This window comes from Brevundimonas nasdae (assembly GCF_019395145.1).
GTDB lineage: Bacteria > Pseudomonadota > Alphaproteobacteria > Caulobacterales > Caulobacteraceae > Brevundimonas > Brevundimonas nasdae.
Genome location: NZ_CP080034.1, coordinates 1,724,294 through 1,744,687, shown reverse-complemented (window position 1 = coordinate 1,744,687; position 20,394 = coordinate 1,724,294). Strand labels below are relative to the sequence as shown.

22 protein-coding genes are annotated in these 20,394 nt (G+C 68.0%); 16 read left to right on the top strand and 6 right to left on the bottom strand.

From position 1 onward, the window contains the following. Positions 1 to 17 precede the first annotated feature (17 nt). From KWG56_RS08515 to lspA, 3 genes are all read right to left on the bottom strand, one after another. A complete protein-coding gene (locus KWG56_RS08515) occupies positions 18 to 452 on the bottom strand; it encodes a MerR family transcriptional regulator (protein ID WP_040349346.1) in 435 nt (144 codons plus the stop codon). Positions 453 to 500: 48 nt separating this feature from the next. Continuing rightward, positions 501 to 848, bottom strand: coding sequence for an MAPEG family protein (locus tag KWG56_RS08510; protein WP_153923203.1), 348 nt, complete (start codon positions 846 to 848; stop codon positions 501 to 503). Between the two features lie 190 nt (positions 849 to 1,038). Further along, complete coding sequence (lspA, locus tag KWG56_RS08505) at positions 1,039 to 1,563, bottom strand: signal peptidase II (protein ID WP_008258720.1); 525 nt, start codon at positions 1,561 to 1,563, stop codon at positions 1,039 to 1,041. A 255-nt stretch (positions 1,564 to 1,818) separates the two neighbouring features. On the opposite strand from lspA, the gene KWG56_RS08500 reads away from it, so the two are divergent. The 11 genes from KWG56_RS08500 to KWG56_RS08450 all read left to right on the top strand — a co-directional run bounded on the left by KWG56_RS08500 (position 1,819) and on the right by KWG56_RS08450 (position 14,219). Beyond that, positions 1,819 to 2,250, top strand: a complete 432-nt coding sequence (locus KWG56_RS08500; RefSeq protein ID WP_008262257.1) for a hypothetical protein — start codon at positions 1,819 to 1,821, stop codon at positions 2,248 to 2,250. A gap of 340 nt (positions 2,251 to 2,590) precedes the next feature. After that, entirely contained in the window at positions 2,591 to 2,893 is a 303-nt protein-coding gene (locus KWG56_RS08495) for a hypothetical protein (RefSeq protein ID WP_244999706.1), read from the top strand. Positions 2,894 to 2,950: 57 nt separating this feature from the next. Then, positions 2,951 to 4,204, top strand: a complete 1,254-nt coding sequence (locus KWG56_RS08490; RefSeq protein ID WP_040349348.1) for a TolC family protein — start codon at positions 2,951 to 2,953, stop codon at positions 4,202 to 4,204. After that, positions 4,204 to 5,412 (top strand): efflux RND transporter periplasmic adaptor subunit, encoded by a 1,209-nt coding sequence (locus tag KWG56_RS08485; RefSeq protein WP_040349349.1) that lies wholly within the window; start codon positions 4,204 to 4,206, stop codon positions 5,410 to 5,412. Before KWG56_RS08490 ends, KWG56_RS08485 begins: the two co-directional genes overlap by 1 nt. An 11-nt stretch (positions 5,413 to 5,423) precedes the next feature. Continuing rightward, entirely contained in the window at positions 5,424 to 8,645 is a 3,222-nt protein-coding gene (locus tag KWG56_RS08480) for an efflux RND transporter permease subunit (protein ID WP_008263211.1), read from the top strand. A 38-nt stretch (positions 8,646 to 8,683) separates the two neighbouring features. After that, on the top strand, positions 8,684 to 9,244 hold the full coding sequence (locus tag KWG56_RS08475) for a cation efflux transmembrane domain-containing protein (protein ID WP_008261511.1): 561 nt from the start codon (positions 8,684 to 8,686) through the stop codon (positions 9,242 to 9,244). Then, entirely contained in the window at positions 9,241 to 9,930 is a 690-nt protein-coding gene (locus KWG56_RS08470; protein ID WP_219354436.1) for a methyltransferase family protein, read from the top strand. Before KWG56_RS08475 ends, KWG56_RS08470 begins: the two co-directional genes overlap by 4 nt. Before the next feature lie 72 nt (positions 9,931 to 10,002). Continuing rightward, positions 10,003 to 12,147 (top strand): heavy metal translocating P-type ATPase, encoded by a 2,145-nt coding sequence (locus tag KWG56_RS08465; RefSeq protein WP_425331944.1) that lies wholly within the window; start codon positions 10,003 to 10,005, stop codon positions 12,145 to 12,147. Further along, on the top strand, positions 12,144 to 12,587 hold the full coding sequence (gene copM / locus KWG56_RS08460; protein ID WP_088582518.1) for a CopM family metallochaperone: 444 nt from the start codon (positions 12,144 to 12,146) through the stop codon (positions 12,585 to 12,587). Before KWG56_RS08465 ends, copM begins: the two co-directional genes overlap by 4 nt. A gap of 3 nt (positions 12,588 to 12,590) precedes the next feature. Beyond that, positions 12,591 to 13,013: a hypothetical protein gene (locus KWG56_RS08455; RefSeq protein ID WP_112863181.1), complete on the top strand. Its 423-nt coding sequence runs from the start codon at positions 12,591 to 12,593 to the stop codon at positions 13,011 to 13,013. Further along, a complete protein-coding gene (locus KWG56_RS08450) occupies positions 13,014 to 14,219 on the top strand; it encodes an acyltransferase family protein (RefSeq protein ID WP_219354435.1) in 1,206 nt (401 codons plus the stop codon). It begins immediately after the preceding gene. Positions 14,220 to 14,232: 13 nt separating this feature from the next. Here the strand turns inward: KWG56_RS08450 and KWG56_RS08445 are convergent, their stop codons facing one another. Further along, the gene (locus KWG56_RS08445) at positions 14,233 to 14,736 is read right to left on the bottom strand and encodes a Fur family transcriptional regulator (protein WP_244999705.1); all 504 of its coding nucleotides are present in this window, start codon (positions 14,734 to 14,736) and stop codon (positions 14,233 to 14,235) included. A 190-nt stretch (positions 14,737 to 14,926) separates the two neighbouring features. Here KWG56_RS08445 and KWG56_RS08440 point away from each other — a divergent pair, with 190 nt between their 5' ends. Continuing rightward, entirely contained in the window at positions 14,927 to 17,086 is a 2,160-nt protein-coding gene (locus KWG56_RS08440; RefSeq protein ID WP_134581246.1) for a heavy metal translocating P-type ATPase, read from the top strand. A 19-nt stretch (positions 17,087 to 17,105) separates the two neighbouring features. Here KWG56_RS08440 and KWG56_RS08435 read toward each other — a convergent pair whose 3' ends face one another. Next, entirely contained in the window at positions 17,106 to 17,534 is a 429-nt protein-coding gene (locus KWG56_RS08435; protein ID WP_134581245.1) for a DUF411 domain-containing protein, read from the bottom strand. 933 nt (positions 17,535 to 18,467) lie between these two features. Here KWG56_RS08435 and KWG56_RS08430 point away from each other — a divergent pair. After that, a complete protein-coding gene (locus KWG56_RS08430; RefSeq protein ID WP_040349354.1) occupies positions 18,468 to 18,881 on the top strand; it encodes a four-helix bundle copper-binding protein in 414 nt (137 codons plus the stop codon). Positions 18,882 to 18,921: 40 nt separating this feature from the next. On the opposite strand, the gene KWG56_RS08425 is transcribed toward KWG56_RS08430, so the two are convergent. Next, positions 18,922 to 19,326 (bottom strand): MerR family transcriptional regulator, encoded by a 405-nt coding sequence (locus KWG56_RS08425; protein WP_040349355.1) that lies wholly within the window; start codon positions 19,324 to 19,326, stop codon positions 18,922 to 18,924. 62 nt (positions 19,327 to 19,388) lie between these two features. Between KWG56_RS08425 and KWG56_RS08420 the strand changes: the two genes are divergently transcribed. From KWG56_RS08420 to KWG56_RS08415, 3 genes are read left to right on the top strand one after another with little or no spacing between them, the layout of a single operon-like run. Then, complete coding sequence (locus KWG56_RS08420) at positions 19,389 to 19,775, top strand: MFS transporter permease (RefSeq protein ID WP_008264030.1); 387 nt, start codon at positions 19,389 to 19,391, stop codon at positions 19,773 to 19,775. After that, on the top strand, positions 19,772 to 19,990 hold the full coding sequence (locus tag KWG56_RS18920) for a GDCCVxC domain-containing (seleno)protein (RefSeq protein ID WP_083793340.1): 219 nt from the start codon (positions 19,772 to 19,774) through the stop codon (positions 19,988 to 19,990). Before KWG56_RS08420 ends, KWG56_RS18920 begins: the two co-directional genes overlap by 4 nt. A 35-nt stretch (positions 19,991 to 20,025) precedes the next feature. Further along, positions 20,026 to 20,385, top strand: coding sequence for a bleomycin resistance protein (locus tag KWG56_RS08415; RefSeq protein ID WP_040349972.1), 360 nt, complete (start codon positions 20,026 to 20,028; stop codon positions 20,383 to 20,385). Positions 20,386 to 20,394: the final 9 nt, after the last annotated feature.

The following is a 20,394-nucleotide window of genomic DNA, read 5'->3' as shown; positions in this document are numbered from 1 at the left end:
CCGGATCTTCCACAGGGTCAAAGCGGCGCGGATGGATCGTGCAACGCCTCGATCACCTTGCAGGCGGAGACCCGGCCCCCGGCGCATTCCGTCGTCATCCGCGACAGTTCGCGCTGGAGGGCGCGGAGCCGGGCGATCTTCTGTTTCACATCGGCGAGATGACGTTCGGCCAGGGTGCTGGCCTCGGCGCAGGGCCGATCGGGGTGATCCGACAGATCAAGCAAGGAGCGGATCGAATCCAGATCGAAGCCCAGCTGGCGGGCATGCCGGATGAATGACAGGCGGCGCTCCGCCGCGTCGTCATACATGCGCCGGTCGCTGGCGGTGCGCGGCGGCGGCGGAAGCAAGCCGATTTCTTCATAGAAGCGGATGGTCGGAACCTTGACGCCCGTGGCGGCGGCCAGTTTGCCGATGGGGCGCAACCCGGACGAGGCGGGAGAGGGGAGGGGCATCGCGTCAGCTCGTAACGGCGGGTGAAAGGCATCTGGGGCGGGGAGGGATCATCGGCCCAGCCCCATCAGGACGACGGCGATGCCGAAGGCGGCAATCGTGGAGGCGCCGGTGAGCGCCATGCCGAAGGCCGGGGCCGCCGCGCCCTGCGCGTAACCCAGGGCGAAGAAACCCCGACCAACCAGATAAAGAGGGACCAACACCGGCAGCAGGATCATCTCCTCGCCGCGCAGCACGGTGGCGAGCACCAGGTGGGCGCTCACCGCCAGAACGGTCTGTTCAAGCGAGTTCTGTAGCACGGCGGCGGGTAGGGCGAGCCTGGCGCCGGGCGCCGCATCGGCGGACCCGGCCGGTCGGCGTCGGACCGGAACCGGATGCTGGCCACCACCCTCAAACACCCCGCGAGCCACAGGAAGACCGGGAGATTCGCCTGCAGGGCATAGGCCAGCCTATCGGCCGTCGCCATGTCGCGCGCCGCGCCGAGAAGGGGCGGGGAAAGCCGCAGCCAGGCGGAGGCCGCCGCTGAGGCGGTGATGAGAATCGCCGGCGCCGAGCGGACGGCGATCGCCCTCTGTTCGGCGGGAAGCCTCATCGCGCCGCCCGTCCCAGGGTCGAGGACGCCGCGCGGCTGTCCGAGCCCCGGACGGTGAGGAGGAGCAGCGCGACGCCGCAGACAATGGCCGCATCGGCGAGGTTGAAGGTCGGCCAGTGCGCCGCCCCCCAATGAAGATCGATAAAATCGGTGACCGCGCCAAAGCGTAGCCGGTCGACGAGGTTCCCGATCGCTCCACCGGCGATGAGGCCTGCGGCGGCCGCCGTCACGGCGCTGCGCGTGCGCCAGATCCACGCCAGCAGGGCGCCGATGATCAGGGAGGCCACGGCGCTCAGCGCCCAGCGGCCGACGGCGCCTGAGCCGGCGAACAGGCCGAAGGTGACGCCGGGGTTGAACCCGAGACGCAGCGCGAGAAACGGCGTGAGGTTGATCGGAGCGTCCAGCTGAGCGCGCGCCGCGGCCTTGGCGGCCTGATCCACGACGGCGATCAGCGCCGCGAGCGCGAAGGCGATCGTCTGCAGGCGGCCGGGAACGCGTCGCGTCGGGTGCATGGTGATCATGAAGCCTCCAATGGATTTCAACTGATTTTGGGCCCTCTAGTTACTAGAGGATCAAGCTGGTTTTATCTGACAGGCGTTTCTTTCATGGAAGCCATGCATTCTCGGCATGATCGTCTAGCCATTGGGAGATGCATGCTTCTCGCGAAAGGGTAATCCGATGACTGAACCCCCTCTCGTCCTGTGCACTTCCTCGCCCGGCTGCAGTTGCGGCGTGGCCTCCAGGTTCGACAGCGCCACCCCGCCTACCGGCGCATCATGATCGCGGTGATCGCCGTCAACTGCGCCGCCTTTATGGCCATAGCCAGCGGCGTGTCCCTGCAAGGCTCGGCGCCCCCTGGGCGCCAATGTGCTCAACTTCCTGGCCGACGCGCCACCTACGGCATCAGCCTGGCCGTGATCGGACGTTCGGTCGCCGTGCAGTCCGGGGCGGCCAATGGCCAAGGCGCCAGCCTCGTTGCGTTGGTGCTGTTATTCCTCAGCTACGCGATCTCGCGAGCCACCTCCGGGGCGCCGTCCCGTGGCATCACCGGACTGGGCCCTCTGGGCTTCTTCGCCAACGCCCTGGCCGGCTTACTGCTGGTAAGCCACTGCGCAGGCGACGCCAACGTCCGCTCGCTCTGGCTATGCGCGCGCAACGACCTTACCCAGAGCCTGGCGTCGCGGCGACCGGCGGAGCGGTCTGGCTGACCGGTTCACGATGGCCCGACCTGATAGCGGGAGCGCTACTCAGGTGAAGATTGCGCATTCTGCAATCTCGATCCACCTGCAGACGCAGCGAAAGAATCGGACGCGATCAGCGTGCGCTCGCTTAAAGATCGCTCGACGTTGCTGAATAGGTCGAGATGGCCGACGACGCGCCACTCTCGGCCTTGCATGTCGACTTTCCCTCTCCCTCACCGCGGATTGGTGGTCACTCGAAACAGTCGCAGCCCCCGAACACTGTAACAGATTGCTTGATCGCCCGAATGAAAGTATCCACCACGCGATGGCGTGGCCAATTGCGACATGGGCAAGACTGATACTGGCGGTGACCCTGGTCTCCGCCGTGTTTTTCGTCGCCCCGATCGCTGACGCCGCGACCTGCGTCCCGGAGACGGCATCGGCTCACGCCATGGTCGTTGAAGATGCGGGCGATGGCGACCAGGTCGACCTTGGCGCTGGGCACGGAGTCTGCACCCACGGCCACTGCCACCACAACGGAACTGCCCGTGCGGATGTCGCCGACCACATCGCGATGCAGATCCACGCGCGGCCTGTTCACGCCTTCCCCTCGAGTGATTTTCCGTCGTCGATCTCTCCCGACGGCCTGAAGCGCCCTCCCAGAGTCTGACCGGACGTCTGCGCCGCCGTGCGCGCGAACTCGTGTCAAATTTCTGGAAGATGAATCATGCCTCCCTCATATCGCAGGCCGCCGCGTTTCGCGGTCGGCTGCGCGTTGGCCGCATTCGCGGCCGTGCTGGCCAGTCCCGCTTGGGCTGACCCCGCGCCGTCCTTCGCCGAGCTGCTCGCCCAGCTGGGTCAAACCCCGGCCACCCTTGAAGCCGGCGCCCTGTCGGACGCCGCCGAAGCACGTGTCCGCCAGGCCCGTGCGAGGCCTAATCCGACGATCGCTCTCGACGCCGAGAACGCTTTCGGCACGGGGCCCTTCTCGGGCTACGCCAATGCCGAAACCACCTTGTCGATCAGCCAGGACCTCGAGCTGTGGGGACGTCGGACCGCGCGGGTCAATGTCGCCCGCGCGGAAGCCGGAACCGCGGCGCTGCAGCGGGATCTCGCCATCATCGACGCCGCCGGAAGGCTCGCTCAGGTCTATGCCGATGCGGAAGCCGCCCAAAGGCGGGCTGCTCTCGCGGAGGAAAGCCTCACCCTGACCATCGCCGATGCGAGGGCCGCCCTTGTTCTTGTCGAGGAAGGCCGTGAGCCGCTGCTGCGCGGCATCCAGGGGGAAAGCGAAGCGGCTGCGGCGCGTGCCTCTCGCGATGAAGCCGTCGCGGAGCGCGACGCGGCCTTCGCGCGGCTGACCGCAGTCGCCATGCTGGCGGCTCCGGTCACGACGATCGACACCAGCCTGCTGGACCTCGCACCTGCCGCGACCTTCGCTCCCCCGGCGGAGGCGCCGGCCGTTCGCGTCGCCGAGGCTCAGCGCGCGGCCGCCGAACGCAGGATCGATGTGGAGCGGATCCGCTCGCGCCCGGACATCAACGCCAGCGTTGGTGTCCGTCGCTACGAGATGGAAGACGCGACGGCGCTGACTTTCGGCGTCAGCATGCCGCTGCCCCTGTTCGACCGCAACCGCGGGAACATCGACGCGGCGCAGGCCGACTTCCGGGCTGCGGATGCGCGGCTCCTGGGCGCCCGCCAGGAGGCCCAGGCCGATCGCGCCGCAGCGCGGGCGCGCCTCGCCGCCTCCGTGAGCCGGGTCTCCGCCGCCGATGCAGGGGTGGCGTCTGCCGAGGAGGCCTACCGTCTGTCGCGGATCGGATCCGAAGCGGGGCGCATCTCTCAACTCGAGCTGCGGGTCACCCGTGCAGCCCTGATCTCTGCCCGAACTTCGGCCGTCGATGCGCGCCTTGCACGCGTCCAGGCCGAGATTGAACTTGCGCGCCAGGACGGCCGCGCCCCCTTCCAAGGAGCCCAATGATGCGCAAGCGCACATCCAACAAGACGTTGCTGATCGGCGGCGCCGCCGCCGTCGTTCTGCTTGGCGGAGGCGGGCTGTTCCTGCTCACGCGCGGGCCGGACGCCGCTCCAGCCGCCGCCGAGGGTGAGGCGGGTCACGCTGAAGAAGAGGGCGCTCATGCCGAGGGCGAAGCCGGCCACGAAGGCGAGGCCGAAGCGCCGGAAGGCTTCGTCGCTCTGAGCGCGGCCCAGGCCCAGGCCGCCAACCTGATCGTGGTCGGCGTCGGTCGGGGAGGGGGCGCCGAAACCCGGCTCTCCGGGCGGGTCGAGCCCATGGTCGACGCGCGCGCCGCTGTGGCGGCGTCCGTCGGCGGGCGGGTCGAGCGGGTTCTCGTAGCTCCGGGCCAGTCGGTCCGGATCGGTCAGCCCCTGGCGAGCGTCGTCAGCGGTGAAGCGGCGACGTTCCGCGCGGACGCAGACGCGGCGGCCGCCGAAACTGAAGTGGCGCGCCAGGCTTATCAACGCAACCGCAATCTGGCGGACCAGGGCGTTGTCGCCCGACAGGAGGTCGAGGCGTCCCGCGCGCAACTGCTCAGCGCCGAAGCCGGCGCCCGCGCGGCTCGCGCGCGGTCCAGCGCGGCGGGCTCGCCCAACGCTTCGGGCCGCCTCAGCGTCACCAGCCCCATCACCGGAGTCGTGACCAGCGTCCAGGTCGGACCGGGCGGCTTCGTCGCCCCTGGCGGCGTTGTCGCCGAGGTCACCAACCCGGCCAGGGTTGAGCTCGTCTTCAACGCGCCGCCTGCTTTGGCCGCCAATGTAAGGGCCGGGGCGCCTCTGCGGGTCAGCAGCCCCAGCGGCGACTTCGACGCTATCGTCACCGGCGTTGCCGCAGGCGCGGGCGGCGAAAGCGGCGCCACGGTCATTCGGGCCCGGCCGACGGGCTCTGTCCTCCCGCCGGCCGGTTCCGCCGTCACGGGGGCGATCGTGACGGGCGAGACGACCGGCGGTCTCACCGTGCCGACCGAGTCCGTCCAGACCGTCGACGGCAACACCGTCGTCTTCGTTCAGGTCCCGAACGGCTTCCAGGCCCGTCCGGTGCTCGCCGGTCGTCAGGCCGGGGGGCGGACTGAAATCCTGCGTGGCCTCACCGGGGCTGAACGGGTCGCCGGCACGAACGCCTTCCTCCTCAAAGCCGAGCTCGCCAAGGGCGAGGCCGAGCACGGTCACTAGGGGCGCACCGCATGTTCAAATTCATCATCGAACTCTCGGTCAAATTCCGATGGTTCGTGGTTCTCGCCACGGCGCTTGTCGCGGCCTACGGACTCCTCGAGCTGACACGGCTTCCCATCGACGCCGTGCCGGATATCACCAATCGCCAGGTCCAGGTGACCACGGTCGCTCCGGCGCTCGCGCCTGAACAGATCGAACGACAGGTCACCTACCCGATTGAAACCGCCATGGCCGGCATTCCCGGCCTGACCACGACCCGATCCCTCAGCCGAAACGGCTTCAGCCAGGTCACGGTCATCTTTACCGACCAGACCGACATCTATTTCGCGCGCCAGCAGGTCGCCGAACGGCTCGCGGGCGCCCGGGAGGCCATGCCTGACGGGGTGGAGCCGACCATGGCCCCGATCACCACGGGCCTCGGTGAAGTGCTGATGTGGACGATCGACTACAAGCCATTCAACAGTCAGAACCTCGCCAAGCCTGGCGAGCCGGGCTGGCAGGCGGGCGGAGCCTATCTGACGCCCGAAGGCGATCTGCTTTCGACCCCGCAGCAGCGCGCCACCTATCTGCGCACCGTGCAGGACTGGATCGTCGCGCCGCAAATGCGGACCGCCCCCGGTCTCGCCGGCGTCGACACCGTCGGCGGCTATGTGAAGGAGTATGCGGTCCGTCCGGACGCGGCGCGCCTTTCCGCCTACGGCCTGGGCATGGGCGACCTTATCCAGGCCCTCGATCGCGCCAACACTCAGGCCGGCGCAGGCTATATCCAGCGCGCTGGCGAAGCTCTGACGGTCCGCACCGACGCCTTGGCCTCCACCGTGGAAGATCTGGCTCAGGCGCCGGTCGTCAACCGGAACGGCCTGATCGTGCGGGTCGCCGATGTCGCCACGGTCGAGATCGGCCAGGCTCCGCGCCTGGGCGGCGCCAGCCGTGACGGCCACGAGGCCGTGCTCGGAACGGCGCTGATGATCGCGGGCGGCAACAGCCGCACCGTGGCCCAGGCGGCCGGGGAGCGACTCGATGAGGTTCGCAAGACTCTGCCCGCAGGGATCGAGGCGGTGACGGTCCTTGACCGTAGCGCCCTGGTCAACTCGACCATCTCGACCGTGGCCCGCAACCTCACCGAGGGCGCCCTTCTGGTCATCGTCGTGCTGTTCCTGCTGCTCGGAAACATTCGTGCGGCCAGCATCACGGCCTTGATGATCCCGATCAGCTTCCTGTTCGCCGTCATCGGCATGAATAGGTTTGGCATCAGTGGAAACCTGATGAGCTTGGGCGCGCTGGACTTCGGCCTTCTGGTCGATGGGGCGGTCATCGTCGTCGAAAGCACCCTGCTGATGCTATCGCAGCGGCGGATCGATCTGGGACGGGCCCTGACCCGTCGGGAACGCCTCGATGTCGCCGTGGCCGCAGCTCGCAAGATGGTCAAGCCGGCCGCCTTCGGTCAGCTGATTATCCTGCTGGTCTTCACGCCCCTGCTGATGCTTGAGGGGGTGGAGGGCAAGACCTTCGTCCCCATGGGGGCGACGGTGATGCTGGCCTTGGTCGGGGCCTTCATCTTCTCCTTCACCTTCGTTCCGGCCATGACGGCCCTGCTGGTGCGGGATCCCAAGAAGGTCGAGACCGACGAACACGGCCACGCCCACGAACACGAAACCTTCCTGCTCCGCCACGCGCGGCGTTGGATCCAGCCGGCCATCCGCGCCGCCGTCGATCGTCCGAAGATCGTCCTGATCTCGGCGCTCGGCGCGGTCGTCGTCGGTGGTCTGGCCTTTTCGTCCCTCGGGCGGGAGTTCATCCCTACCCTGGACGAAGGCGACATCGCCATGCAGGCGCTGCGTGTTCCCTCGGCGTCGCTGGAACAGTCGCTCGCCATGCAGATGGCGTTGGAACGGGTCATCACCGCCCAGCCGGAAGTCGAGACCATGTTCTCCAGGACCGGCACCGCCGAGGCGGCCGTCGACCCGATGCCGCCCAACATTTCGGACAGCGTCATCGTTCTGAAGGACCGCAAGGACTGGCCGGATTCAGGTCTCGAGAAGGAAGCCTTGCTCGAGCGGTTCGAAGAGCTCGCCAACCAACAGATCGGGAATAATTTCGAGTTCAGCCAACCCATCGAGCTCCGCTTCAACGAACTCATTTCCGGGGTCCGGACCGACCTCGCGGTCATGGTCTACGGCGATGACTTCGACACCATGCAGCGGGTCGCTGATGAGGTGGCCGGCGTACTGCGGCAGACCACCGGCTCCGCCGACGTTCGCGTCGAACAAGCGTCGGGCTTGCCGACGCTCACGGTCAGCGTCGATCGGTTCGCGGCGGCCAGCTACGGCCTGTCCGCAGCCGACGTTTCTGAAGCGGTCTCGGCCGCCATCGGCGGCGCGGAGGCCGGCCGGATTTTCGAGGGCGACCGTCGCTTCGACGTCGTCGTCCGTCTTCCGGACGATGCGCGCAACGATCCGGCGGCGCTCGCGGCCCTTCCGATCGTCTCTTCGACAGGCGTAACCGTGCCGCTGTCTTCGGTAGCCCGTATCCAAAGCGCCGAGGGGCCGAACCAGATCAGCCGCAACGACGGTAGCCGACGGATGGTGGTCCAGGCCAACGTTCGCGGCCGGGATCTGGGCGGCTTCGTCACCGACGCACAAACCAAGGTGGACCAAATCCAGCTCCCGCCGGGCGTCCGCCTGACCTGGGGCGGTCAGTTCGAGAACCTCAAACGGGCCGAACAACGGCTGGGCCTGGTTATTCCGATCGTCTTCGTCCTGATCGGTGTGCTGCTGTTTATGGCTCTGGGGTCGTTCTCCGAGGCTGGGCTGGTCTTCGCCTGCGTGCCCTTGGCCTTGATCGGCGGCGCCTTGGCGCTTCTCATGCGAGGGATGCCGTTCTCGGTGTCTGCGGCCGTTGGCTTCATCGCCGTCTCGGGTGTGGCGACCCTGAACGGACTTGTTTTGATGCAGGCCATTCGCGAGCGATTGCAGGCGGGGCTCGCGCCCCGGGACGCGGCGATCGAAGGGGCGTCCAGCCGATTGCGTGCGGTGTTGACGACAGCCTTGGTCGCCATTGTCGGCTTCATCCCGATGGCGCTCGCCCACGGCGCGGGGGCCGAGGTTCAGAAGCCTCTGGCGACGGTCGTCATCGGCGGCCTTCTGACCGCGACGGCCCTGACCCTGCTGGTCCTGCCGACCTTCGCGGCCAAGGCGGTGCGTCATCGCAAGGACGAGGGGGTTGAGGATTGATTGCTCGCACTCAGGATGACCGTCAGCAGCGACGCACGTTGCTGACGGTTCTCGCGCTCAACGCGGGCCTGGCATTAGCGCTCGGGATCGGCGGCTTGTCCGCCGATTCCAGCGCTCTGCTGGCCAATGCAGTGGACAACGCCTCGGACGCTGCTGTCTATCTGATCAGCTTTCTCGCGATCGGTCGGCCTGGTTCGTGGAAGCGGGGGGCGGCGCGCCTCTCGGGCGTCATGCTCCTTATCTTCGGCGCTGGCGTCCTTCTGGACGCGGGTCGTCGATTCCTCATCGGGACCGAACCGATCGGCCCGACCATGATGGGACTCTCGGTCGTCGCAGCGATCATCAACCTGATCTGCCTGCAGTTGATCCGCCGTCAGCACAGCGGCGACGTCAACATGAAGGCTGCCGAGACGTTCAGCTTTAACGACTTCGCCTCCAACGGGGGAATCCTCGTCGCCGGGGCCCTGGTGCTCTGGCTCGGCCAGGCGTGGCCGGACCTCGTCGTCGGCGTCCTCGTGGCCGCCATCGCGTTGAAGGGCGGCGTGGATATCCTGCGCGATGCGGCTAAGGATCGTCCGGCTGAGGGGGAGGGGCAATGATGCCGCTCGAGCCCTCCGACAGCGTCTCCAAGCCCGCAAACCCCGCTTTGTCCGGCTCCTCGCCCCCTGATGACGCCTGTCGATCAGCGGTCGATATCCAATCCGTTCAACGATGGCGCAAGGCGGGCATTCTCGTCGGGGGCCTGCTTCTTGTCGTCTGCGCGGCGCTCGTCACATCCTGGCCCTTGCTCGAACATCCTGTCGAGCATCTGGGCCTGATCGCCATCATGGTTTGCATCATCGGTCGGGCTTGGTGTTCCCTTTACATCGGTGGCCGCAAGAAACAGGAGATCATATCCGCAGGACCGTATTCGGTCAGCCGCAATCCGCTGTACGTCTTCAGCTTCATCGGCGCGTTTGGCATCGGCGCCCAGTCCGGCAGCCTTAGCGTCGGTTTGGTCTTCGGATTAGCCTGCTGGGTGGTGTTTCGCATCGTGGTCGGCCGCGAAGAACGCTTCCTCTCCGACGCCTTTGGACACGACTACCAAGCTTACCGTGAGCGCACCCCTCGGTTCCTGCCCAAGCTCTCCCTATGGCGCGACGAGGCGGAAATCATGATCCGGCCGGTATTCTTCGTCCGCACGGTGCGCGACGGCTTCGTCTTTCTCCTAGCGCTTCCGCTTTTCGAAGCGATTGAGCAGCTCCAGCGGCTCGGGGGCTTTAATGCCGTCGTGCCCGTGCCCTGAGGTCGGGAGAACCGGGATGACCACCTGCGAGCGGATCGCGCTGGAACCCGCTGGCCCGGCGCGCCTTCGCCCGTGTCGCTATCCCGCCCCCTCGATCGCGGCGGTCGCCGCAAGCAGCCGCGATTCCCAACCCGCAACGGGACCCTATTTATGACCAGCACAACACTGCCGGACCATCTCCACACCAAGTCCGAGGAGCACGATCACGGTGGCGTTCTAGGCTCCAATACGGAGCTGATCTTCGCCCTGACAAGTGGCCTTGCTCTGGGCCTTGGATTCGCCCTCGAGAAACTCGCAACGGGCCTTCCCGCTTGGATTCCCCTCGCCCTCTTCCTGATCGCCTACATCTTCGGCGGCTTTTTTACGGTGCGAGAAGCGTTCGAGAACCTCCGCCAGAAGCGCTTCGAGATCGATACCTTGATGCTCGTCGCAGCCGCAGGTGCGGCGGCGCTCGGGGCCTGGGCCGAAGGCGCTCTCCTGCTGTTTCTGTTCAGCATCGGCCACGCGCTCGAACACTACGCCATGGGCCGCGCCAAACGCGCGATCGAGGCCCTGGCCGAGCTTGCCCCCCGGACAGCCCATGTGCGACGCGACGGGCAGGTCGTCGAATTGCCTGTCGAAGATTTGGTCGTCGGCGACACCGTGGTGGTGCGTCCAAACGAACGACTGCCCGCTGATGGCTTTGTCGTGGTCGGCACCACAAGCATCAACCAAGCCCCCGTGACCGGCGAAAGCATGCCTGTCGACAAGCAGCCCGTCGCGGACCCCGAGGCGGCGCGGGCGAGACCGGCCCAGGTCGGATCGCCGTCTCTCGTCTTCGCGGGCACCATCAATGGCTCAGGCGCCATCGAGATTGAGACGACCCGCACATCGAGCGACACCACCCTGGCCAAGGTGGTTCGGATGGTGAGTGAGGCCGAGACGCAGAAGTCGCCGACCCAGCGCTTCACGGACAGGTTCGAACGCATCTTCGTGCCTGTGGTGCTGGCGCTCGCCTTTGTCCTGCTGTTCGCCTGGGTCGTCGTCGATGAGCCGTTCCGCGACAGCTTCTATCGCGCCATGGCCGTGCTGGTCGCCGCGAGTCCTTGCGCGCTCGCCATCGCCACCCCGAGCGCCGTCCTCTCGGGCGTCGCCCGTGCGGCGCGCGCCGGTGTCCTGATCAAGGGCGGCGCGCCGTTGGAGAACCTCGGCTCGCTCAACGCCATCGCCTTCGACAAGACCGGCACCCTGACCGAGGGACGGCCGCGGATCACCGACGTCATGACGGTGCGCGGGACGAAGGAGGGCGATCTTCTGGCGGTCGCTGTGGCGGTCGAACGGCTCAGCGACCACCCGTTGGCGGAGGCCATCGCGCGCGACGGTGGCGCACGCTTGCGCGATACGATCATCCCGGCCGCGATCGACCTCAAGAGCCTGACGGGCAAGGGCGTGACCGCCCAGCTGCACGGCGAGACGATCTGGATAGGGAAGCCGGAGATGTTCGGCGTCGACGGCGTAGCGCCGCTCGGCGACGAAACAACCTCTGTCGTCGCTCAGTTGCGACTGCAGGGGCGAACCCTGATGGTGGTGCGACGCGGCACGCGCGATCTCGGTGTCATTGGGCTTCTTGATACGCCTCGCCCAGCAGCGCGGCCGACGCTGACCGCTCTTCGCGCCCTCGGCATCGGGCGAATGATCATGATCTCGGGCGATCACCAGAAGGCCGCACAGGCGATCGCCGGACAGGTCGGCCTGACAGAGGCTTGGGGCGACCTCATGCCCGAGGACAAGGTCGACGCCATCAAACGCCTTCGCGCTGACGGCAAGATTGCCATGGTCGGCGACGGGGTGAACGACGCCCCGGCCATGGCCACGGCGACCGTCGGTATCGCGATGGGCGCGGCTGGCTCCGATGTTGCGCTTGAGACCGCCGACGTCGCCTTGATGTCCGACGACCTGTCGCAGCTGCCCTTCACCGTCGGTCTCAGCCGACAGACGCGGCGCATCATTCTCCAGAATCTCTACGTCAGTCTCGGAATCGTCGCCTTCCTTGTGCCGGCGACGATCCTCGGCCTTGGCATCGGCCCTGCCGTGGCGCTCCACGAGGGGTCGACCCTGCTGGTGGTGTTCAACGCTCTGCGCCTGCTCGGCTACCGCGACCGAACGGCGCCCATCCTTCCCAGTGCAATCCCGGCCGCCCCCGTGGCCCCGCCGGCTCTCTCGAGGACATCGTCATGAAGCGTTTCGGATGGATTTCCGTCATCGCCGTCTTTCTCGCCCTGTCGGTCTTCGCCTTCGGGATGATCTCGCGGCAAACCCGCGAGGTCCCTGCGGCGCCGTCGGCGGCTGACTCTCGCCCGAGCGACACCGAGGCAAGCCACGCTGGCGAGACCACGGACAGCCCATCGACTCGCGCCTATCGCGAGGCCAGCGCGAAGATGCACCAGGCCATGAGCATCAACTACACGGGCGACGCCGACATCGACTTCCTGCGCGGAATGATCGCCCACCACGAGGGTGCGCTCGCAATGGCCAAGGTCGCCGTCGAGCATGGCGAAGCCCGCGACGTGCGTAATCTGGCCGATGAGATCATTGCGGCCCAGGAATCCGAAATTGTCCGGATGAGAATCCTTCTTGCGCGCCATGAGGACACGCCCGCGCCCAACGCAAGGCCCTGACGCATGGCCGGCAAACGCTTCACCGTGCGCGGCCGGAGCATTCGTTGGCGGGAAGGCCGCTATCGCCAACGAGGTAGGCGGCGGCTCCAGGCGCGCCCGCTGAAGCCACGGCCCGTGCTCGATACGCTCGTCGCCATCGGGGTCAGCCTGTTCGCAGGAGGCCTGGTCTTCTGCATGGCCCTTCTGCTGCTGGGCGCACACAAGGTGCCGCTGCATTTTGGTTACGGGGCCATTCTGGGCGGCGTGATCGGCTGCTCGTTTGTGTTTGGACCCCGCGATAGGCCCGGACTGATGGTCGTCGGAGGCTTGGTCGTCGTTTGGGTTTTGGGAACGGCCGTCCTCTACGCTTCGCGAGACCAGATCGTCCTGCGTCCACATGAGCACCGCAGCGCCGCCGCCAAGTCTGCGCCACGGAAGGCTGACTGAATGCCCGAAGCCGCGCTGACCGAGCCATCGCCTCGCCCCGTCCGGATCGCGCGCGGCGGCTGGCTGGACGCGCTGCGTTTTATCGTAGGGGCGCTGATCATCCTCTACCATTTCCGCGAGGCCGCGCCTGTGCCTCTCGGACAACTGCATCCAGTCTTCGAGCGCGGCTATCTGCTCACCGACTTCTTCATCATCGACTCCGGCTATGTCCTGGCCCGCATCTACGGTGATCGCCTCGCGTCCGGACAGGCCTCGCTGCGCGCCTATGCGCGCCAGCGCCTGCTGCGGGTCATTCCGGCCCACCTGGCGGTCAGCCTCGTCCTGGTGCTGCTCGTCGGCGGCGCCGCCCTGGCCGGGATCGCGCCCAGCAATCCGCGCTGGTTCGACTGGTCGCAACTGCCCGCGCAGGTGCTACTGGTCCAGGCCTATGGCGTGCCGGGCGGGCAGGGGTGGAACGCCCCGACCTGGACCCTCTCGGCCCTGATCGGCTGCTATCTCCTGCTGCCCTGGATCTGCCGCGCCCTGTGGCGCTGGCCGCCGGTCGCAATGGTGATCGGCGCGACGCTCCTCGTCGTCGCCGCCGATATCGCCGCCTCGCTGTGGCTCGGCGATCCGATCTACCGCCTGCCGATGCGCTACGGCATCCTGCGCGCCCTGCCGCTCTTCCTGCTCGGAGTCGCGGCGGCCTTCTACGGTTCGCGGGTCTGTGTCGCGCCGCACCGGGCCAGGGCGATCGGCCTCGCCGCCGCCTTCGCGCTCGTGGGGCTGCAGGCCTTCGGCGCCTTCAGCCTGGTGTCGCTCGGCCTGATGACCGTGATCATCTGGGCCGCCGGCGCCGTGCCGGTGCGCAGTCCTTCACGGCTGATCGAGCATCTGGCCCTAATGTCGTTCTCGATGTTCCTCACGAATGAGGTGAGCCGCATCGTCTGGTTCGGCCTGCTCGACGCCCTTGGACAGGAGGCGTGGTCGTCCGGCGTTCGCTGGGTCCTGTGGGCGATCGGCTTGGTCGGGGCGTTCGTGGCCGCCGCCGTGTTTCGCTACGGCTTCGACCGACCGGTCCAGACCTGGCTTAGTCCGTCCCGACGGGGGGGGGCGACCCGAATGTCGGCCGCCGCCACCAAACAGGCCATGGAATGGGCCGCGGGCCCCGGCGTCGCCGCGGCCGGGCGCCCGGGCCAGGCCGCCATCGACCCGCCCCGGGCTTGATCAGGGGCGCGGCTCAGTGCTTGTGGGCCCGGACCCCCGCGGCCGCCTCCGGCTCTGTCTGGGGGGCCGGATCCCGGGCCGCGCCGGGGCGCTGCGGGCGGCAGGCCGGACACAGACCCTGGCCTTCGAGCGTGATCCGTTCGATCTCGTAGCCCGCCGCTGTCGCGGCCGCGCCCAGCGACGCCATGCCGGACGAAGGAATCTGGCGACAGAAGCCGCAACAGTCGCACAGAAGAAAAACCGCAGGCGAACCGAGGCGTTTGGGATCGCAGGCCACATAGGCCTTAAGGCTGGAAAGACGATGAACCAGACCGCGGGTCTCGAGGAACTGCAGCGCCCGATAGACGGTCGCCGGCGTCGCGACGCGGGCCTCCCGGTGATACGTCGCCACGAGATCATAGGCCTTGGCCGGAGCGCCCGCGACGTGCAGGAGCTCCAGCACCCTGCGCCGGGGGCGCGTCAGCTTGTCCCCGGCGGCGGCGACGCTGGCGGCGGCTGCGTCCAGGGCGCGTTCCACCTGTGCGGCCGTCGGCGGCGCGGTCTCCCGGTCATGCGGACAAGGCGAGGTCATCAAGGGGCTGGGCTCGCCTCCGGGGTTCGTCGGACGGCGCCCTCCACTCCAACCGAACGGCGCGCTCATTTTTTAGCTTGCATCTACAGTCGCTGGAGGAGGTAGCCTTGCCCAATAGAGATCACAAGGAACAGACATGACGGCGCAAACTCTCGAAAGCCGATACCGGGTCACCGGGATGGATTGCGCCAGCTGCGGCCGCAAGATCGACACGGCGATCCGCAGGCTGCCGGGCGTCGAGGACGTCTCGGTGGCGGTGCAGACCGGCGTGCTCAAGATCCGGCATGGCGGAGACCTCGCCGACGAGGCGGTCCTGCAGCAACTGCGCAACCTCGGCTACAGCGGAGAAGCGGCCGCGCCGACGTCCGGAGCCGTCGCTGCGGCGGCGGGCCCACCTCCGGCGGCCGCCCGGGCCGGGGGCGCCCCGTGGTGGTGGACCGGCAAGGCCCGCCTCACCGCGCTCTGCGGCCTGGCGCTGTTGTCCGCCTATGGACTGGGCACGCTGTTCCCCTCCCTGGAACGATACGCCTTCCTCGCCGCCCTGGCCGTGGGGCTCATTCCGATCGCGTCGCGCGCTTTTTCGGCGGCGCGCCACGGCACGCCCTTCTCCATCGAAATGCTGATGACCATCGCCGCCGTCGGCGCCGTCTTCATCGGAGCCGCGGAAGAGGCCGCCGCCGTCGTTTTGCTGTTCCTCGTCGGCGAGATGCTCGAAGGGGTGGCGGCTGGTCGCGCGCGCAAGAGCATCCAGGGGCTCGCCGCCCTCGTGCCCAAGACCGCCTTCGTCGAGGTGGACGGCGTGACCACGGAGGTCGCCGCCGAGACCGTGGCGGTGGGCGCGATCATCCTCGTCCGGCCCGGAGACCGCGTTCCGGCGGACGGCGAGATCATCGAGGGCGCGGGAGACCTCGACGAGGCCCCGGTGACGGGCGAGAGCGTGCCCAAGCGCAAGGTCGTGGGCGATCCTGTGTTCGCCGGCACGATTAACGGCGGCAGCGTCCTGCGGGTGCGCGTGACGGCCTCGGCCTCGGACAACACCATCGCCCGGGTGGTGCGTCTCGTCGAGGAGGCGCAGGAATCGAAATCGCCGACCGAACGCTTCATCGACCGCTTCTCGAAAATCTACACGCCGGGCGTGCTCGTGTTCGCCGCCCTCGTCGCGGTCACGCCGCCGCTGCTGTTCGGCGGGACGTGGAGCGAATGGATCTACAAGGGTCTCGCCGTGCTGCTGATCGGCTGCCCCTGCGCCCTCGTCATCTCCACCCCGGCCGCCATCGCCGCCGGCCTGTCGGCGGGCGCCCGGCGCGGCCTGCTCATGAAGGGCGGGGCCGTGCTGGAAACGCTGGGCAAGATCACGGCGATCGCCTTCGACAAGACGGGGACCCTGACCGCCGGCAAGCCCGTCGTCACCGACGTCGTCGCCGGAACGCGGGACGCCTCCCTCCTGCTGACGCTGGCGGCCGCGCTGGAAACGGGATCGAGCCATCCGCTCGCCCTCGCCATCCTCGCCCGAGCCGAGGCGGATAAGATCACGGCGCCACCGTCGTCGGCCACCCAGGCCATTGCGGGGGAGGGCGTAGAAGGCGAGGTCGGCGGCGAACGCATCTTCCTCGGCTCGCCGCTGGCCGCGGCCCGACGCGCGCCGATCACGCCGGCGCAGGACGCGACCATCGCCGCTCTGAACGCCGAGGGCAAGACGGTTTCCGTCCTTGTCGTCGAGGAGGGCGTCGCCGGCTTCCTCGCCATGCGCGACGAGGCGCGGCCCGACGCGGTTCAGGGGCTGGCTGACCTCAAGGGGCGGGGCATCCGCACCGTCATGCTGACGGGCGACAACCGCCGCACGGCGGAGGCGGTCGCAGCCGCGCTGGGCCTCGAGCCCCGGGCCGAGCTGCTGCCGCAGGACAAGCTGGTGATCGTCAAGGCGCTTCAGGCCGAGGGTCTGGTGGTCGCCAAGGTTGGGGACGGCATCAACGACGCCCCGGCCCTGGCCCAGGCGGATGTCGGCATCGCCATGGGCGGCGGCACCGACGTGGCCCTGGAGACGGCGGACGCCGCCGTCCTGCACGGCCGGGTCAGGGACATTCCCGACATGATCGCCTTGTCCCGCGGAGTGATGGGCAATATCCGGCAGAACATCACCATCGCCTTGGGCTTGAAGGCGGTGTTCCTGGTCACCACCGTGATCGGGGTGACGGGCCTGTGGCCCGCCATCCTCGCTGACACCGGAGCCACGGTCCTGGTCACCGCCAACGCCATGCGCCTGCTGCGCTGGACGCCGCGTCGTCAACCGTCGTGACTGCCGGCGGTGCGCCTTCTCAGGCCCCGTTGTGGCGACCGAACACGCGGGTCGAACCGTCGTTGAGGATCAGGACGGTCGCATAGGGTTCGCGCCCGGCGGCCTCCATGCCCGGCGAGCCCGCCGGCATGCCGGGCGCGCTTAGTGCGCGGGCGGCGGGGCGTTCGCCGAGCAGCCGCTCGACATCGCTCGACGGAACATGGCCCTCGATGGCGTAGGCGCCGACCACCGCTGTGTGGCACGAGGCGAGGCGGTCCGGAATGCCATGCCGGGCCCGGATCGGGGCGAGATCCTCGCGCTCGACGACCTCGACGTTCCAGCCCGCCTGGCGCATGTGGGCGATCCAGCCGCCGCAGCAGCCGCACCATGGCGTCTTGTAGGCGATCATCCGTTTCGGGGGCGCGGCGAGGGCCGGGCCGGCCACGGCGACCAGGGGCAGGCCGAACACGAGGGTCCGGCGGGACAAGCGCGGGCGAGTTTGAACCAAAGTGAGCGCTCCTTGGGAGTCCAAATCCCACCATGGCGGGCGCGGGCCGGTTTGGCGACGGGCGCAGTTGTCGCGCCCTGACCTGACGTCGCCCAGGCGTTGAGCGCCGGCTAAGTCCGCCCATATCGCAGCGGAACCTCTGGTAGAAGGCCCGCACCCGCCCGGGCAGGACACAGCCCCCTGCTCGGCCGGCCCGGCCAAGCGAATCCGTTCGCCTGAGGCGCCCGGGGTCTCGCAACCATGCCTTCGCTGACGTATCGCGACCGTACGAGGCCGGTCACGCAAGCGCTGATCCCCGTGGAATGGTCATGGGCGACGGGATTGAGGAGCCGGCGGAAGCCGGAGGCGAAGCGTCCGCTGCGGCGAACCGTGGCGTCGAGAGCTAGCCCGCCGACGCTTGCGGGGCCCCGAAGGCGCCAAAAACTGCATGTGAGCGGCAACGGCCTCCGCCCGGCCGTATAAGGCGCAACACGGCGCGCGCGACCAACAGGCTGACTTTTCGCGCGGGCCCGCTCGCGAAGACGAGCCTTCGGCCCTCGAGGGCAGCGAGGACGAGGCCGGCCCGGCGCGCCCGGGCCGACGCATTACGTCCCTGGCTCAAGACCAGCGCCTCTCTGTTCCGGAGCCCGCCGACCCCACAATCTCGGTTGCGCCGCCGATTGTAGATGAACTCTCGCGGGCAAGTGCGGAGATCCAAATCGCAAGCGGTTCAGTGATCCGTGGTCGAATGCATGTGAGCTTGAGGTCGCCGGCCGGCCCCTGATGTCTGGTCCACCGCATTTCCACATGATCTCGGCTCGGCGAAGTACGGGTTTGACGAGGTCGGGAGGCGTCGCCGTTCGGAACATCTTCCCGGCGCCGGGGTTGGATCCAGATCACCCGAGGGAGCCTCCGATGCAAATCCAACCAATGATCAGCACCCACCCCGACGTACGCGGCAGCGTGAACGACAGCCTCATTCGCGCGATCGAAGCGGGCTACGGCTGCGCCGCCGTATGCCGCATCTGCGCTGACGCCTGCCTGGCCGAGGAGATGGTCAGGGACCTGACCCAGTGCATCCGGCTCGATCTCGACTGCGCCGATGTCTGTCTGGCTACGGCCGGGCTCGCCGTGCGGCGCGCCGGCAGCAACGAGGCCTTGATAAAGCGCATGCTCGAGACCTGCGCCGAGGCTTGCGCCGACTGCGCCATCGAGTGCGAGAAGCACGCCGAGATGCACGAGCATTGCCGTATCTGCGCCGAAGAATGCCGGCGTTGCGAAGATGCTTGCCGCGAGGCGGCCGCGTCGATCAGGCCTTCACGGCACTGAGGCTGACCGCTGTCATCGGCACAGGGTCGTAGCTTCGACGCTAGCTCGAGCCCAGCTCATCAATCACCGGGCACCTAACCCGCCCGCCTTCACTGCAGTCGGCCACAGCCTGCCTCAGCACTTTCCGTAGCCTCTGCAGATCCTCGATCTTGGCGTCCACGCTGGCGATGTGGTCTTGGGCCATGTCGCGGACTTCGCAGCACGCCTGAACGCCCGGCTCGCTCAGCGCGATCAGGCGCCGAATGGCGTCGATGCCGAAGCCCAGTTCGCGCGACCGGCGGATGAAGCGCAGGCGCTGGGCGTGTTCCGGCTCGTAGCTGCGGTGGCCGCCCTCGGTCCGGGCCGGCGCGGGCATCAACCCGATACGTTCGTAGTAGCGCACCGTTTCCAGGTTCACCCCGGCGCTGTCAGCGAGGCGCCCGATCGTCAAACTTCGTGCGGACATGGCTCTTGATCCTGTAGCGGCTACGGGTTGTAGCCTGTAGCAGAAATCGAACGGGAGGTCCCATGGCCATCGATTACGACCGGCCCCGCATGCCCGAGGTCGCCGTCAGCGCCTCGGCCGCCCTCGGCGGTGTCGCCTCGGTGTTCGCCTGGGCCGCGTGCTGTGTGTTGCCTCTGGCTCTGTCCGTGGCGGGCGTATCCTTCGCCGGCGCCGCGGTCATCGCGGGTGCGCGGAACTGGCTGACGCTTCTGGCCGCCGTCATCCTGGCCGCGGGCTGGCTGCTGCATTGGCGTCGCCTGCGGATGTGTCGGAAAGACGGGGCCTGCCGCCACCCTTCGCGGCTCGCCTTCTGGCTGCTGGTGATCGCCAGTCTGCTGATCGTCCTGTCCATGGCCTGGCAGCCGTACATCGAGCCGTGGGCCATGACGCGACTGGCGGCCATGCGATGACCCGGGCCATCGTTCTAGACTCGACGCTGACCTGCCCGGATTGCGGTCATGTCGCGACGGAGACCATGCCCACCGACGCCTGCATCTGGTTTTACGATTGTCTCGGCTGCGGCGTGAAGCTGAAGCCCCTACCCGGCGACTGCTGCGTGTTCTGCTCCTATGCCGACGTGCCGTGTCCGCCGATCCAGGTAGATGGCAAGGGGTGTTGCAGCTAGGCTACGGCGGCATTGCTGCATTCCCGGAGTTCGCCGTGACCGACCACGCCACGCCCAACCTACCGTCGCGGGATTTCGAAGTTACGTCCCAGTTCTACACTCGACTGGGCTTCGAACAGGACTGGCGCGACAAAGGCTGGATGATCCTGAAAAGGGGCGGTTTGACGCTGGAGTTCTTCCCGCATCCGGACGTGGATCCGCTGACCAGCAACTTCAGCTGCTGCCTGCGGCTGGACGACCTGGACGGGTTTTACGCAGAGTGCGTCGTTTCAGGATTGCCGAAAACCTGCTGGGGCCACCCTCGCCTGCACGCGCCGAAGCTTGAGGAGTCGGGACTGCGGATCGGCGCGCTCATCGACCCGGACGGAAACTTGATCCGCCTTATCCAGAACTGAGGCGTCCGG

Bases quoted from the DNA above. Each gene is read 5' to 3' on its own strand.
- KWG56_RS08515 (WP_040349346.1), bottom strand. From the start codon at position 452: ATGCCCCTCCCCTCTCCCGCCTCGTCCGGGTTGCGCCCCATCGGCAAA.
- lspA (WP_008258720.1), bottom strand. From the start codon at position 1,563: ATGATCACCATGCACCCGACGCGACGCGTTCCCGGCCGCCTGCAGACG.
- KWG56_RS08500 (WP_008262257.1), top strand. From the start codon at position 1,819: ATGATCGCGGTGATCGCCGTCAACTGCGCCGCCTTTATGGCCATAGCC.
- KWG56_RS08490 (WP_040349348.1), top strand. From the start codon at position 2,951: ATGCCTCCCTCATATCGCAGGCCGCCGCGTTTCGCGGTCGGCTGCGCG.
- KWG56_RS08485 (WP_040349349.1), top strand. From the start codon at position 4,204: ATGCGCAAGCGCACATCCAACAAGACGTTGCTGATCGGCGGCGCCGCC.
- KWG56_RS08480 (WP_008263211.1), top strand. From the start codon at position 5,424: ATGTTCAAATTCATCATCGAACTCTCGGTCAAATTCCGATGGTTCGTG.
- KWG56_RS08470 (WP_219354436.1), top strand. From the start codon at position 9,241: ATGATGCCGCTCGAGCCCTCCGACAGCGTCTCCAAGCCCGCAAACCCC.
- copM (WP_088582518.1), top strand. From the start codon at position 12,144: ATGAAGCGTTTCGGATGGATTTCCGTCATCGCCGTCTTTCTCGCCCTG.
- KWG56_RS08455 (WP_112863181.1), top strand. From the start codon at position 12,591: ATGGCCGGCAAACGCTTCACCGTGCGCGGCCGGAGCATTCGTTGGCGG.
- KWG56_RS08450 (WP_219354435.1), top strand. From the start codon at position 13,014: ATGCCCGAAGCCGCGCTGACCGAGCCATCGCCTCGCCCCGTCCGGATC.
- KWG56_RS08440 (WP_134581246.1), top strand. From the start codon at position 14,927: ATGACGGCGCAAACTCTCGAAAGCCGATACCGGGTCACCGGGATGGAT.
- KWG56_RS08430 (WP_040349354.1), top strand. From the start codon at position 18,468: ATGCAAATCCAACCAATGATCAGCACCCACCCCGACGTACGCGGCAGC.
- KWG56_RS08425 (WP_040349355.1), bottom strand. From the start codon at position 19,326: ATGTCCGCACGAAGTTTGACGATCGGGCGCCTCGCTGACAGCGCCGGG.
- KWG56_RS08420 (WP_008264030.1), top strand. From the start codon at position 19,389: ATGGCCATCGATTACGACCGGCCCCGCATGCCCGAGGTCGCCGTCAGC.
- KWG56_RS18920 (WP_083793340.1), top strand. From the start codon at position 19,772: ATGACCCGGGCCATCGTTCTAGACTCGACGCTGACCTGCCCGGATTGC.